This is a genomic window from Limnohabitans sp. JirII-31 (genome assembly GCF_002778315.1).
Taxonomy (GTDB): domain Bacteria; phylum Pseudomonadota; class Gammaproteobacteria; order Burkholderiales; family Burkholderiaceae_C; genus Limnohabitans.
On record NZ_NESA01000004.1, the window covers coordinates 24,164 to 37,840 of the forward strand.

At 54.6% G+C, this 13,677-nt stretch carries 15 protein-coding genes and 1 tRNA gene; 7 read left to right on the plus strand and 9 right to left on the minus strand.

Annotated elements, in window-relative coordinates; all coding sequences use genetic code 11:
• From B9Z41_RS06675 to B9Z41_RS06690, 4 genes are all read right to left on the minus strand, one after another.
• Entirely contained in the window at positions 1 to 819 is an 819-nt protein-coding gene (locus B9Z41_RS06675; RefSeq protein WP_233202570.1) for an A24 family peptidase, read from the minus strand.
• Entirely contained in the window at positions 816 to 2,024 is a 1,209-nt protein-coding gene (locus B9Z41_RS06680; RefSeq protein WP_100146278.1) for a type II secretion system F family protein, read from the minus strand. The genes B9Z41_RS06675 and B9Z41_RS06680 overlap by 4 nt, the downstream gene beginning before the upstream one ends.
• Positions 2,017 to 3,237, minus strand: a complete 1,221-nt coding sequence (locus B9Z41_RS06685; protein ID WP_100146279.1) for a GspE/PulE family protein — start codon at positions 3,235 to 3,237, stop codon at positions 2,017 to 2,019. Before B9Z41_RS06685 ends, B9Z41_RS06680 begins: the two co-directional genes overlap by 8 nt.
• A gap of 116 nt (positions 3,238 to 3,353) precedes the next feature.
• Positions 3,354 to 3,430, minus strand: a tRNA-Pro gene (locus B9Z41_RS06690).
• 219 nt (positions 3,431 to 3,649) lie between these two features.
• Here B9Z41_RS06690 and B9Z41_RS16925 point away from each other — a divergent pair.
• The gene (locus B9Z41_RS16925) at positions 3,650 to 4,000 is read left to right on the plus strand and encodes a hypothetical protein (RefSeq protein WP_143474164.1); all 351 of its coding nucleotides are present in this window, start codon (positions 3,650 to 3,652) and stop codon (positions 3,998 to 4,000) included.
• Positions 4,001 to 4,226: 226 nt separating this feature from the next.
• Positions 4,227 to 4,610, plus strand: coding sequence for an H-NS family nucleoid-associated regulatory protein (locus B9Z41_RS06700; protein WP_100146281.1), 384 nt, complete (start codon positions 4,227 to 4,229; stop codon positions 4,608 to 4,610).
• On the opposite strand, the gene B9Z41_RS06705 is transcribed toward B9Z41_RS06700, so the two are convergent.
• On the minus strand, positions 4,611 to 5,540 hold the full coding sequence (locus B9Z41_RS06705; RefSeq protein ID WP_100146282.1) for a polyprenyl synthetase family protein: 930 nt from the start codon (positions 5,538 to 5,540) through the stop codon (positions 4,611 to 4,613).
• A gap of 199 nt (positions 5,541 to 5,739) precedes the next feature.
• Between B9Z41_RS06705 and rplU the strand changes: the two genes are divergently transcribed.
• The 4 genes from rplU to proB all read left to right on the plus strand — a co-directional run bounded on the left by rplU (position 5,740) and on the right by proB (position 8,603).
• Entirely contained in the window at positions 5,740 to 6,051 is a 312-nt protein-coding gene (gene rplU, locus B9Z41_RS06710; RefSeq protein ID WP_100131651.1) for a 50S ribosomal protein L21, read from the plus strand.
• Between the two features lie 12 nt (positions 6,052 to 6,063).
• The gene (gene rpmA / locus B9Z41_RS06715; protein ID WP_100146283.1) at positions 6,064 to 6,321 is read left to right on the plus strand and encodes a 50S ribosomal protein L27; all 258 of its coding nucleotides are present in this window, start codon (positions 6,064 to 6,066) and stop codon (positions 6,319 to 6,321) included.
• A gap of 63 nt (positions 6,322 to 6,384) precedes the next feature.
• Positions 6,385 to 7,452, plus strand: coding sequence for an Obg family GTPase CgtA (gene cgtA / locus B9Z41_RS06720; RefSeq protein WP_100146284.1), 1,068 nt, complete (start codon positions 6,385 to 6,387; stop codon positions 7,450 to 7,452).
• Between the two features lie 11 nt (positions 7,453 to 7,463).
• Positions 7,464 to 8,603: a glutamate 5-kinase gene (gene proB / locus B9Z41_RS06725; RefSeq protein WP_100146285.1), complete on the plus strand. Its 1,140-nt coding sequence runs from the start codon at positions 7,464 to 7,466 to the stop codon at positions 8,601 to 8,603.
• Between the two features lie 39 nt (positions 8,604 to 8,642).
• On the opposite strand, the gene B9Z41_RS06730 is transcribed toward proB, so the two are convergent.
• Positions 8,643 to 9,269, minus strand: a complete 627-nt coding sequence (locus B9Z41_RS06730) for an RNA pyrophosphohydrolase (RefSeq protein ID WP_100146286.1) — start codon at positions 9,267 to 9,269, stop codon at positions 8,643 to 8,645.
• Positions 9,270 to 9,376: 107 nt separating this feature from the next.
• Between B9Z41_RS06730 and B9Z41_RS06735 the strand changes: the two genes are divergently transcribed.
• Positions 9,377 to 11,122, plus strand: coding sequence for a proline--tRNA ligase (locus tag B9Z41_RS06735; RefSeq protein ID WP_100146287.1), 1,746 nt, complete (start codon positions 9,377 to 9,379; stop codon positions 11,120 to 11,122).
• Positions 11,123 to 11,155: 33 nt separating this feature from the next.
• Here the strand turns inward: B9Z41_RS06735 and B9Z41_RS06740 are convergent, their stop codons facing one another.
• The 3 genes from B9Z41_RS06740 to B9Z41_RS06750 are packed head-to-tail and all read right to left on the minus strand — an operon-like array spanning position 11,156 to position 13,624.
• Positions 11,156 to 12,388, minus strand: a complete 1,233-nt coding sequence (locus B9Z41_RS06740; protein WP_158236147.1) for a cytochrome-c peroxidase — start codon at positions 12,386 to 12,388, stop codon at positions 11,156 to 11,158.
• A 7-nt stretch (positions 12,389 to 12,395) separates the two neighbouring features.
• Positions 12,396 to 12,809 carry a hypothetical protein gene (locus tag B9Z41_RS06745; protein WP_100146289.1) on the minus strand — a complete coding sequence of 138 codons (414 nt, stop codon included), beginning with the start codon at positions 12,807 to 12,809 and terminating at the stop codon, positions 12,396 to 12,398.
• Positions 12,806 to 13,624 carry an amidohydrolase family protein gene (locus B9Z41_RS06750; RefSeq protein ID WP_100146290.1) on the minus strand — a complete coding sequence of 273 codons (819 nt, stop codon included), beginning with the start codon at positions 13,622 to 13,624 and terminating at the stop codon, positions 12,806 to 12,808. The genes B9Z41_RS06745 and B9Z41_RS06750 overlap by 4 nt, the downstream gene beginning before the upstream one ends.
• Positions 13,625 to 13,677: the final 53 nt, after the last annotated feature.

Sequence of the window (13,677 nt, forward strand, 5' to 3'; positions counted from 1 at the left end):
TTACCAACCGATCAAGCGCATGACACGTTCACTGCCGCAAAACGCCAATAGACCTCCAGCGATAGCGAGGAACGGACCAAATGGCAGGTAGCCACCTTCGTGCAATTTGTTGTGTGTTTTCAGTACCAAGCCCACCACAACTCCTGCGGTGCTGGCCAACAACACCAGGGGAATCAGAGCCAGGGGGCCAAGCCAAGCCCCCAGTGCCGCCAGTAGTTTGAAGTCACCTGCTCCCATGCCTTCTTTGTGTGTGAGTTGCTCAAAGACATAGGCAACCGACCACAGCGAGGCATAGCCGGCCACAGCGCCCCAGACGGCATCTTCAAGCGGCATTGCGACCCAGTGATTGGCGCTGGCGATCAACCCTGCCCATAGCAAGGTTTGGGTCAAGTCGTCGGGCAGCAATGTCGTTTGCCAATCGATCACAGCCATGGCCAACAAGCTGGTGCCAAACCAGGCCCAGCACAAGGCGTTGAGGGTCAAGCCCCAGCGCCAGGCGCAGGCCAGCCACAACAAACCTGTTGCGGCTTCAATGGCTGGATACACCCAGCCAATGGGATGCTGGCAAAAACTGCAACGTCCTCTGAGCCAGAGAAAGCTCAAGAGTGGAATGTTGTGCCACGCCCGCAAGGGCGTGTGGCATTGCGGGCAATGTGATGCGGGTTGGCAAATGTCATAGCGTGGTGCAGCGTCGTGTGTTGATTCCACGGGGTTCATCACCATCAGGGGCAGCCGATGAATGAGCACATTCGTAAAACTGCCGACGAGGATGCCCAAGATGACGACCAAAACACCTGATCCAAAATTAAGTTCTGTCACACCACTTGTCCCAGTTGAAAAATAGGTAAATACAAGGCCACCACCATGCCACCAATCAGCACACCCAAGACCACCATGATGAATGGTTCCAGCAGCGTGGACAAGCGCGCCACGGCGGCACTCACCTCGTGCTCATAGTAAGTGGCGGTTTTGTCCAGCATCTGATCGAGCGAGCCAGACTCTTCACCAATGGCACACATTTGCACAGTCATTGGTGAAAACAAACGCCCATTTTTACTCATGGCTTGGGCCAGCGAGCTGCCGTGCATCAGTTCATCACGAATCGACTGAGTGGCAGCCTGGTAATGCAGATGCCCGGTGACACCTTGGATGGCTTCCAGTGCATCTGTCAGCGTGATACCTGCTGCAAACAAGGTGGCGAGTGTGCGTGTCCAGCGTGCCAAGCAGGCATGGTGAACCAAGCGGCCCAGCACGGGTAGTCGCAGTGCAAGGGCATGCCAATGCCATGTCAGTGTGGGACGATGGCGCACCAGATGCTGTGTCCCCCAAATCACTAAAGCACACAAAACAACAAGTATTCCCCCGTGTTGCTGCCAGACCTGGCTGAGTTTGATCACACCACGCGTCAATGCGGGTAACTCTGCGTCAAACGACGCAAAGATGTTTTGAAACGCAGGCACCACAAACGACAAGAGAAATACCATGACGGCCAAGGCTATCACGAGCACCGCACATGGATAGACCAAAGCTGAACGCAGGGTTGTGCGCAAGGCGTCTGATTTTTCGCGATGCTGTGCCAAGCGACTCAGCATGGTGTCGAGCATGCCCGACATTTCACCGGCAGCGACCAAGTTGCAAAACAAAGGGTCAAACACCACATGACGGCGTAGTGCGTGGTTCAAAGCCATGCCACTTTCCACTTGATGTCGCAAATCTTGAACCAATGCTTTGATGGCCGGGCGACGCAGCCCCCGCGCAATGATGTCGAACGCTTGCAGCAATGACACGCCCGACTGCAAGAGGGTGGCCAGCTGGCGCGTCAGTCGCGTGATCTCTGTTGGGCGTATGCGTGGGCTGGTTTTTAACCAGTTGGGCAAACTGAATTCACGACGCACATGTGTTGGGCGTATGCGTTGCGCATGCAGTTGGGCAATAACTTCTTGCTTGGTCGCTACTTGCATCTTGCCCTTGACCAAGCGGGCCTCGCGGTCATGGCCATGCCAAAGAAAGACGGGATCAGCCATGGTGCGTCAAGGCCATGACTTCTTGAGCCGAGGTGAGGCCTTGCAAGACTTTGAGCCAACCGGCTTGGCGCAAGTTGCGGATGCCCTCTCGTGCAGTTTGTGCTGACAAGGCCTGTCCATCGCTGTTGTCCAAAATCAGGGTTTGCAGCGCATCGCTGATGGGCATGACTTGAAAAATACCGACACGTCCTTTGTAGCCTTGATCGCACGCATCGCATCCCACGGCTTTGAAGAGTGGACGGGTTTGAATATCTTCCAGGGTAAACATGGTTTGAGGTGTTGCAGTCAATGCTTCCCGAATGAACTGCGTCTGCGACGCTTCCATGGGCGCTTTGCATGCTTCGCACAATCGTCTGACCAGGCGTTGCGCGGTGATCAACACCACGCTCGCTGCCACATTGAACGGCTCTACGCCCATATGTCGTAAACGAGCCAAGGTGCTTGGGGCGTCGTTGGTGTGCAAAGTCGACAAGACGAGATGCCCGGTTTGTGCAGCCTGAATGGCAATCTCGGCAGTTTCCAAATCACGAACCTCTCCCACCATGATCACGTCCGGGTCTTGTCGCATCAAAGCTCGCAAAGTGTGTGCAAAAGTCAGTCCAGCACGTTCATTGATGTTGACCTGATTAGCGCCATGGAGGTGTATTTCAGAAGGATCCTCTACGGTGGAGATGTTGACTTCTGGTCGATTTAACAACTCCAGGCAGCTGTAGAGTGAGAGCGTTTTGCCCGAACCTGTCGGGCCTGTCATGAGCACCATACCGTGCGGGCTTTTAATGGCAGCTAACAAGCGAGCCTGATCATCAATCTCGTAACCCAAATCGCTCAAGTTGGGTCGTTTCTTGCTGAAATTTAAAACTCGTACCACCATCTTTTCACCGTGGATAGTCGGCAACGAACTCACTCGCAAATCCACCAATTGCCCTGCCTGGGAATATTGAATTCGTCCATCCTGAGGCAATCGTTTTTCGGCGATGTCCATGCGCGCCAATATTTTGAGGCGTGAAACCAGCGCATCGCGCAAGCTCATGGGCGGCGTAGCCACTACGCGCAAAAGACCATCAATGCGAAAGCGAACGCGTAAATCGGTTTCTCCGGTTTCAATGTGAATGTCTGAGGCGCCTTTGAGCAATGCTTGCTGGAACAAATCATCCAGTGCTTTGACTGCTGGGCCGTCTGGTGACATCGGCACGGTTTTGGGTGGAGTTGGCATGCAAATTCTGAATCGGTGATACAGAATTTTTCAGCCCAGACCGCTGCTGCGGAGCGAGTGGACCTCACATAAAAAATCCCCTGGCCTTTACGCAACAGGGGATTTGTTTGACTATTTGGTCGGGGTGAGAGGATTCGAACCTCCGGCCTCTACGTCCCGAACGTAGCGCTCTACCAGGCTAAGCTACACCCCGATGTCTGCTGCAAGGTGAACTGCATGACCTCACAGGAATAATTTTAACAAACGCATGCGATGGCACGGGCGCTCTCTCGCTAGGACTTTGCGGATCAACCCAAAGTCGTATTTGGCTTTGAGCGAGTTGATGTCGATCAATCTCAGAAGGTTAAAGGCACACCCTGCTTAGACCAGGCCCTAAAATTTATAAGGCTTAACAAAATACCAAGAGGTAGATATGAATTACGTTTTTCATTCAATCCAAGGAGTTGCTTTGCGTTTCCTGACAGCGTTGACGATGGCTTTCTCACTTGTAGGTATTGTTCATGCAGGACCTTTCCCCACCATACCTCTGAAAGAATTACCCGACCCGTTGCGTTCTGTTTGGAAAGAACTCAAACCTGAAATGACGGAAATGAGCCACTGTGCCGCGGCATTTGATAGCCACAGCGATGGCGACAAAATGGTCTTTCGATGTTCGATTCACATCAAAATGTCAGCGGAGGGAGAGCGACGTGCCATGAAATATTGCGAAGAAAAGCGCGAAGAAAAAAATATCAAAGCTCCTTGCCGACTTGTGGTTGAGTAACTGACAGCATGTATTTGTATCCGCATGCCCGTATCTATCGACATGGCATATTTTCAAAAATGATATTTAAATTCCATGTTAGATATATTTTTGTCTGATTTTTTAAATCAACACCAATGAATTAAATTCAATTCATTGGTGTTGATGCTGGTTTTTATCTTATTGAATAATTAAATATTATGTATATAATCTAAATATATATTTATTTTTTTATTGGAGATCACTCATGGCACGTACCACCATAGCCGCTCAATTGGCCAAATTGCGCAAAGACCGTGAAATTTTGGAAAAGCGCGAAAAAGCTTTGATGGCAAAAACAAATGACAAAGTGCTGGGCAAAATTGTTCAAATGGCAAAAGAGGCGGGTATCACTGCTGCTGATATTGCAAAAGCCATGGGTACTGTCAAACCCGCCAAGGTCAAAGCTGTTCGCGTTGCCAAAAAAGGAGCTTTGGCAGGTAAGAAAGTAGCGCCTAAATACCGCAATCCTGCCAATCCCGAGCAGACTTGGACGGGCCGTGGTGTTTCCCCGTCTTGGGTGCAAGCTTTGAAGGCTTCCGGTACCTTGGATTCGGCGTTGATCGCTGTGGCAGCCACACCCCAAGAATAACTAGCTCCGGCGGTCCAGTAACTGGGCCGCCAAATCATGTAGGGCCTCTTGATAGGGGCCTTTCGGCAATATGCCCAGCGCCGCAATGGCGCGTTCTGCTTCAGCGCTTGCAGCGGCCCGGGTTGCGTCTAGCGCACCTGTGCGACGAACGATTTGAATAATTTCGTCCAAACCATCCATTTCGCCATTTTCAATAGCGCGTTGAATGGTTTCTTTTTCTTGTGGCGTTCCACGCTGCATGGCAATGATCAGCGGCAAGGTGTTTTTGCCTTCGCGTAAATCATCCCCCAAATTTTTTCCTAATTCTTGGGCATCGCCATCGTAGTCCAGCACATCGTCAATCACTTGAAATGCCGTACCCAGAGCTTGTCCGTATTCGGCACATGCGGCCTCCACTTCGGGTGAGCTCTGTGCAATCACTGCGGCTAGGCGGGTGCTGGCTTCAAAGAGCTTGGCTGTTTTCGAGCGAATGACGCGCAAATAGCCAGCTTCATCCAAGGATGCGTCATGCATATTCATCAATTGCATGACCTCACCCTCTGCGATCACGTTGGTCGCATCGGCCAATATTTCCATGACGCGCATTTCGCCTGAATCGACCATCATTTGGAAAGCGCGTGAATATAAAAAATCACCTACTAGCACACTGGCGGGGTTGCCAAAAGACTCGTTTGCAGTAGGCCTGCCGCGTCGCAATGTAGATTCGTCTACCACATCGTCGTGCAGCAAAGTGGCTGTGTGAATGAATTCAACCACGGCTGCCAAATTAAAGCGTTGCGAGGCTGTGTAGCCGATGGCACCGGCCATCAACAATAGCAACGCAGGTCGGATGCGCTTGCCACCGGCGGAAATGATGTACTGAGAAACTTGCCCCACCAATGGCACGCCAGAATCTAGGCGTTGGGCGATGACGCGGTCGACTTCTGCCATATCGGCAGAAATCAGGGACAAAGCGGAGGAGGGTGCTGTCGACAAGTAGGGCCTTAAACCAATGAAAAGCTTACTGATTATAGGGATGGTACTGCGCGTAGCCTAGTTGATCTGCACAAGAGGCAGAGAGCTGCTATAATTTTTGGCTCTGCGGAAATCCGTCCGCAGAGTTCACTCAGATTTTATCTAGAGGTCTTACATGTACGCGGTCATAAAAACCGGTGGCAAACAGTATCGTGTTGCTGCTGGCGAAAAAATTAAAGTAGAACAGATTGCTGCGGACGTTGGCCAAGAGATTGTGATCGATCAAGTGTTGGCAGTCGGTAACGGCGCTGAACTCAAGATCGGCACACCCTTGGTGTCCGGCGCAACTGTCACAGTCACAGTGTTGTCTCACGGTAAGCACGACAAAGTGCGCATTTTCAAAATGCGTCGTCGTAAGCACTACCAAAAGCGCCAAGGGCATCGTCAGCAATTCACTGAATTGCAGATTGCTTCCATCAACGGCTAAGGAGCATTTGACATGGCACAGAAAAAAGGCGGCGGCTCTACGCGAAACGGGCGCGATTCCAAGCCCAAAATGCTCGGTGTCAAAGCGTTCGGTGGTGAATTGATCACTGCAGGCGCCATCATCGTGCGCCAACGTGGTACCAAGTTTCACCCCGGCACCAATGTCGGCGTGGGCAAAGACCATACCTTGTTCGCTTTGGTGGACGGCCACGTGTCGTTCGGCGTCAAAGGCGCTTTGAACAAGCACATGGTCAACATCACACCCGTTTGATTCCATCGAACTGACTTGTGACAAAGCCCCGACCTGTCGGGGCTTTACTACTTTAAGACATCCATGAAATTCGTTGACGAAGCCTATATCGACATTGCCGCTGGTGATGGGGGGAACGGCTGTGTCTCGTTTCGCCATGAGAAGTACAAAGAGTTTGGTGGCCCCAATGGCGGTGACGGTGGTCGAGGTGGCCACGTGTTTGCCGTCGCAGACCCGAACCTCAACACCCTGGTTGACTTTCGGTTTTCACGCCGTCACGAAGCCAAGCGTGGGCAACACGGCATGGGGTCCGACATGTTTGGACACGCTGGGGAAGACATCACGCTCAAAATGCCCGTGGGCACTATCATCACTGACGCTGAAACTGGCGATGTGTTGTACGAGTTACTCACTCCCGGCGAGGTGATCACCATCGCCAAAGGGGGCGATGGCGGCTTTGGCAATATGCGCTTTAAAAGCGCCATCAATCGTGCACCCCGCCAAAAAACGCCGGGCTGGCCGGGTGAAAAAAAGGAACTCAAACTAGAGCTCAAAGTGTTGGCTGATGTGGGTTTGTTGGGGATGCCCAATGCCGGCAAGTCCACGCTGATCTCCGCCATTTCCAACGCCCGTCCAAAAATTGCCGATTACCCCTTCACCACCTTGCATCCCAACTTGGGCGTGGTGCGTGTGGGGCCAGAGCAGAGCTTTGTGGTGGCCGATGTGCCGGGGTTGATCGAAGGTGCCTCCGATGGTGCCGGACTGGGTCATCAGTTCTTGCGTCACTTGCAGCGCACACGTTTGTTGCTGCATCTTGTGGACATTGCACCGTTTGATGACGGTGTGGATCCGGTCAAGCAAGCCAAAGCCATCGTGGCAGAACTGAAAAAATACGACAAAGCCTTGTATGACAAGCCACGTTGGCTGGTCTTGAACAAGCTCGACATGGTGCCCGCTGATGAACGCGAAGCGGTGGTGGCTGACTTCGTCAAACGGTTCAAGTACAAAGGTCCTGTGTTTCAAATTTCAGCGCTCACGCGCGAGGGATGCGAACCTTTGATCAAAGAAATTTACAAGCACATCAAAGCGCAACAGGTGTCGGAACAGCCACCGGAGTATGTCGACCCGCGCTTTGTCGATCCCGCGGTCTAACTTTCATTCACATGACCCACACCTCTACCCACTTGTTACGCGACGCGCGTCGCATCGTGGTCAAGGTCGGCTCTAGCCTGGTGACCAACGAAGGCCGTGGCTTGGATGAGCACGCGATTGGTGAGTGGTGCCGTCAACTGGGCGTGTTGGTGCGCGATGGCCGAGAGGTCATCATGGTCTCCAGCGGTGCCATTGCCGAAGGCATGAAGCGCTTAGGCTGGACCAGCCGTCCGCATGAGTTGCACGAACTGCAAGCGGCGGCTGCCGTAGGGCAAATGGGCTTGGCTCAGATGTACGAAACCAAGCTGCGCGAAAACGGTTTGGGCTCTGCACAAGTCTTGCTCACCCATGCCGACTTGGCGGACCGCGAGCGTTATCTCAACGCCCGTTCCACCTTGCTGACCTTGTTGACCCACGGTGTTCTGCCGGTGATCAACGAGAACGACACCGTGGTCAACGACGAAATCAAATTTGGTGACAACGACACCTTGGGCGCCTTGGTGGCCAACTTGGTAGAGGCCGATGCCTTGATCATCTTGACCGATCAAAAAGGTCTTTACACCGCTGATCCACGCCGCGACCCAGCTGCCACGTTTGTGCACGAAGCCCGCGCAGGAGATGCTGCACTGGAAGACATGGCCGGAGGCGCTGGCTCCAGCATTGGCAAAGGTGGCATGATCACCAAAATTTTGGCTGCCAAGCGCGCTGCAGGTTCGGGTGCTTCTACCGTGATCGCCTGGGGACGAGAGCCCGATGCCTTGGTTCGTTTGACCCAAGGCGAGGCGATCGGCACCTTGTTGGTCGCACCGACCCAAAAGCAACAAGCTCGCAAGCAGTGGATGGCCGACCACCTGCAACTGCGCGGCTCCGTCACCATCGACGATGGCGCTGTGGGTAAGTTGCAGCATGAGGGCAAGAGCTTGTTGCCGATTGGCATGACGGGTGTGGATGGCGACTTTTCACGCGGTGAAGTGATCGCCATCTTGGATTCTCATGGTCACGAAGTGGCCCGTGGCCTGGCTAACTACGCTGCGGCTGAAGCACGCTTGTTGTGCCGCAAGCCCTCTGCGGATGTGGAGCAACTGCTCGGCTATGTGGCAGAGGCCGAGATGGTGCACCGCGACAACTTGGTGCTCACCAAACTCGTTTGAGCTTAGTCGGCACGAAGGCCTGAGGCCTTCGCAGTTTTTTCAATCACCTTGTTTGAGTGCAGACTGAGGGTCTGGGTCGAAACTGGCACCCGGTGGCAACTCTATGCTGATGGACATGCCAAATTGTTTCGTGCCCACATTCATTTCTTGCTGGATGTGATTCATTCCGCGCAAATAGCGGTTGCGGCCTTCTTGGCGCGGTAAATAACGTGACAGCTCGGTCAACGCCATTTCGTACACCCCACGTTTGAATTCCACCACCACATCCAGTGGCACCCAGTAGTCGTTCCAGCGCCAAGCGTCGAACTCGGGATGGTTGGTGGCGCGCAAGTTCAATGAATGATCGGGCGCCATCAATTGCAGCAAAAACCAAATCTGCTTTTGGCCTTTGTAAAAGCCGCGCGCATCGCGTCGGATGAACCGGTCTGGCACCTCATAGCGCAACCAGTCGCGGGTTCGGGCCACGATACGCACATGCTCTTGTTTGAGCCCCACTTCTTCGTGCAGTTCGCGGAACATGGCTTGCTCGGGGGTTTCGCCTCGATCAATGCCGCCTTGCGGAAACTGCCAACTGTGGGTGCGTATGCGCTTGCCCCAAAACACCTGATTTTTCTGGTTGAGCAAGATGATGCCGACGTTGGGTCTGAACCCTTCTCGGTCAAGCATAATCAAACCTCAAATTTTTTAAACTGAGTCCATTATGCACAGAGCTGCTGTGCACACCTCAGGACTCACCCTGATTTCCCTCTGACATCACGTATTTTTGTGCCGATATGAAAGCCTCTCAGTTCCTCATCTCCACCCTCAAAGAAGCCCCCGCCGACGCCGAAGTGGTGAGCCACAAACTCATGATGCGTGCGGGCTTGATCAAGAAACTGGGCGCTGGCATTTACAACTACATGCCCATGGGCCTGCGTGTGATTCGCAAGGTGGAGGCCATCGTGCGCGACGAAATGAACCGCGCGGGTGCGGTTGAACTCAGCATGCCCGTGGTCCAACCTTCGGAGTTGTGGCAAGAAACCGGACGCTTCGAGAAGATGGGCCCTGAGTTGTTGCGCATCAAAGACCGCCATGGTCGCGACTTCGTGGTTCAGCCCACCAGCGAAGAAGTGGTGACTGACATTGCTCGCCAAGAATTGCGCAGCTACAAACAGTTGCCCAAAAACTTCTACCAAATTCAGACCAAATTTCGTGATGAACGCCGTCCCCGCTTTGGCCTGATGCGTGGGCGTGAGTTCATCATGAAAGATGCCTACAGTTTTGACCGCGACCAAACCGCTGCCAAAGACAGCTACCAAGTCATGGCGCAGGCCTACCGTCAAATCTTTGACCGCTTCGGTTTGCAATACCGTGCCGTGGCTGCAGACAGTGGTGCCATTGGTGGCGACTTGAGTGAAGAATTTCAGGTGATCGCTGCCACAGGCGAAGACGCCATCGTCTATTGCCCCACCAGCAGCTACGCCGCCAATATGGAAAAGGCCGAGGCCCTGGCACCCGCGCAAGCCCGTGGTGCTGCGTCGCAAGCACTGACCAAAACCGCCACCCCAGGCAAAAGCACCTGCGAAGACGTGGCGGCTTTGTTGAATGTGCCCTTGAACACCACCGTCAAATCGCTGGTGTTGGCGACGGACACGCTCAACGACACAGGCGAAGTCGTCAAGTCGCAAGTGTGGCTTTTGCTCTTGCGCGGCGACCACGACATGAACGAAGTCAAAGTGGGCAAATTACCCGGCTTTGAGGGTGGTTTCCGTTTTGCAACCGCTGGCGAAATTGACGGCCACTTTGGCTGCAAGCCCGGCTACTTAGGCCCCGTCAACTTGAAACAGCCTCTCAAAGTGGTGGCAGACCGCGACGTCGCCGTGATGAGCAACTGGGTGTGTGGAGCCAACGAGGTGGACTTTCACAACACCGGCGTCAACTGGGGCCGTGACCTACCCGAGCCCAGCCTCGTGGCCGACCTGCGCAACGTGGTGGCTGGTGATGCTTCCCCCGACGGGCAAGGTGTGTTGGCCATTGAGCGTGGCATCGAAGTGGGCCATGTGTTCTACCTCGGCACCAAATACAGCCAAGCCATGAACGCCACATTCCTGGACGAAAACGGCAAACCACAGTTCATGGAGATGGGCTGTTACGGCATTGGCATCACCCGCTTGCCAGCGGCTGCCATTGAGCAAAACCATGACGCGCGCGGCATCATTTGGCCCGACGCCATTGCCCCCTTCACGGTGGTGATCTGCCCCATCGGCATGGACCGCAGTGCAGAGGTCAAATCCGCTGCCCAACAGCTCTATGCAGACCTCATGTCTGCTGGTGTGGACGTTATCTTGGACGACCGTGGCGAGCGCCCTGGCGCCATGTTTGCCGATTGGGAACTCATTGGCGTACCGCACCGCGTGACCATCGGCGACAAAGGCCTCAAAGACGGCTTGGTGGAATACCAAAACCGCCGAGACCCTGAAGCCACCAAAGTGCCCGCTGCTGATGTACTGGCCTTTGTGAAAGCCAAACTCAGCGTGTGACAAGCGTGTCCTTCTCCGATATTGCGCAATAGCTTATCGGTGCGATGCTTGTCGCTTGGGGCGATCAATAGCTTTCGGAGGGGATAGCTCCAAACTGGTGAGAGTCTCCAAGAACGCCACCAAGTCATGTGCCTCCTGCGCGCTCAAGTGCAGGGGTTTGAGCAAAGCTTCTCCATCTTGGTGTAACCGCTCTTCGTTGAGTGCTGAGTAGTGTTTCACCACATCTTGCAAAGTGGCCAGACTGCCGTTGTGCATATAGGGCCCCGTGCGCGCCACATTGCGCAGCGACGGCACCTTGAACTGACCAAATTGGCTGTGATGCTCCGTCAAGTGCCGGGTGCGCTCTCCTGAAGCGCGTGTGACGTCGTCAGACCAGATACCCAGACGGTTGTGCGCGTCCTCGCGCACCAAGCGAACACCTGCGTGGCGACCTGCATCCACCTGTCCGCGCGCCACAAAATACGGTACCCCCACGTCATGAAACTCGCCATTCGAAAACATGGGACCAACATGGCAGACATGGCATTGGCCCTTGCCCATGAAAATCGACAAGCCCCGTCTTGCTGCTGGTGGGTAACGTGCGGCGGCGCGCGCGTCATGGCGTGCCAGCGCATCACGCAACAGGTCAAAGCTGCTTTTGCCTGACTGCAAGGTTTCCATGTAGGCCGCCAGTGCCTTGGCTGCATTGACCAGCCGCATCTCATCAGCGTCGTTGAGCGATGGATGCAACAGCTGTGTCACGCCAAATGCCTGTTGGTACTGGTGCGCCAGCGTGGCATCACTTCTCAGCAGGTCAGCCACATGCGTCGCAGTGGCGCCCATCTCCTGAGGGCTCAACAAAGGCCGAAGCGCGAACGACCACAGGCTGTCCGAACCGCCGTCCCAGCCTAGCCAGTACGTGTGCGCCACATTCCACAGACTTAGCGTATGACGCACCAAGGGGGATTGACCGACAGCGCCTTTCGCCAGTGGCAAACCATCCGCCAAGCCTCGGGCGGGTTGGTGACAACTGGCACATGACATGTCCGCTCTTGGTGACAGACGCGCCTCAAAAAAAAGTGCGCGGCCCAGCGCAATCGCTGCTGGCTGGCCCGAGACGCGGTTGGATGCATCGTTTTCGCGCTTCAAAGGCCAGGGACCATGCGACAAGATGGCCTGCCGTTCCTCCTGCGTGAATGCTGGCGCGGCATGCGTCGCAGGTACCAACGCCACCAGTAGCCATACCCACCACAAGCCGTTCATTCGCGCAGAGAAACCATAGCTCATGATGGCCTTACCGCAGGTTGTCATCCAAGCGCAGCGTCTCGCCCCCTTTGGACGTTTGCACCTCAAACACATATTGCCAGCGACCCGGCATGTGAAACAACAAACCAGTGACCTGGAACTGATCCCCACTGCCGCGCGACACCTGGGGCCGGTAGTTCATGCCATGCTTGTGCGCAGGCATCAGCGCATCCACTTTCAGGTCAAACACCACAACGCCGGGTGGCGCACACACCTCTGCTACCAGCCCAAAAGGTTGCCCCACTTTCACGGGAGAGGGCGTGGTGCGAAACGCCACTTGCAATTCACCTGACTGGGCCACTTGTATGTCAGGCCCCTTCTCGCACCCTGCATACGTTGTATTGGCCCAGCACAGCAGTACCAAGCCAAGTGTTGCAACCGCCCGATTGGATGGGGCAATCATGGCTTGACCATCTGGCCAAACAAGGCTTCACCATTTTTGTAGGCAATGCGCTCTGCCACTGGCGGTGGCAAGTCTTGCAACCACTGGCGTGACCAACGCGCATGCTCAGGTACGTACAACCAACGTTCCGGCGTGTAGGTGTCAGTGCCCACCAAAAACCGATCAGGAAACTCCATGAACGCTGCACGCCACTCGGGGTCTACCTTGCCCCCGTTGCCATGATCGCTGCGAAACGCCAAATCGGCCCACAGGTGTTTGTGCTTGCGCAACATCTCGCGCACCTTGGCGGGCGTATCAAAACCCGAATGCGCCCACAGCACCCGCGCATCGGGGTCTTGCTGAAAAATACGTGTGACAGCATCTGCATCTGAATGCGCATGCAAGAACAACTGGTGCTCCTTGGCCAACTGCACCATGCGCCGTGGAATGGGCAAATCCATGTCAGCACCAAAGATATGAAACTCACCAATTGCGGCGTATTTGTAGCGCTTGAGCCGGTCCTCCAGGTGCGCCACCATGGTGTCACTGCGGAACCAAGTGCTGGTTTCGCCGCGATTGCGATAGGGCCGCAATGCAGGAATGATCAAGTCAGGTGCCTGCGCATACAGCCTTTGCGTGCCCTCATCGCTTGAACTTGACACCATGGCACGGCGTACTCCGTTCTTGCGCAGCATGGTCACGATCTCTTCAGGCGAAATCCGCTCCCACGCATCGTGGCTGTAGTGCAGGTGCGCGTCAAAAATCGGCAATGCATCGTTTGCGTGTGCAGAACTGATGGTCAGCAGCAGACTTACAAGAAACCCAATGCGATTCATAAGAAGCTCCTATGCGGGAAAATTGGTGAAGGCAATTTTGTACTGTTCTGTAT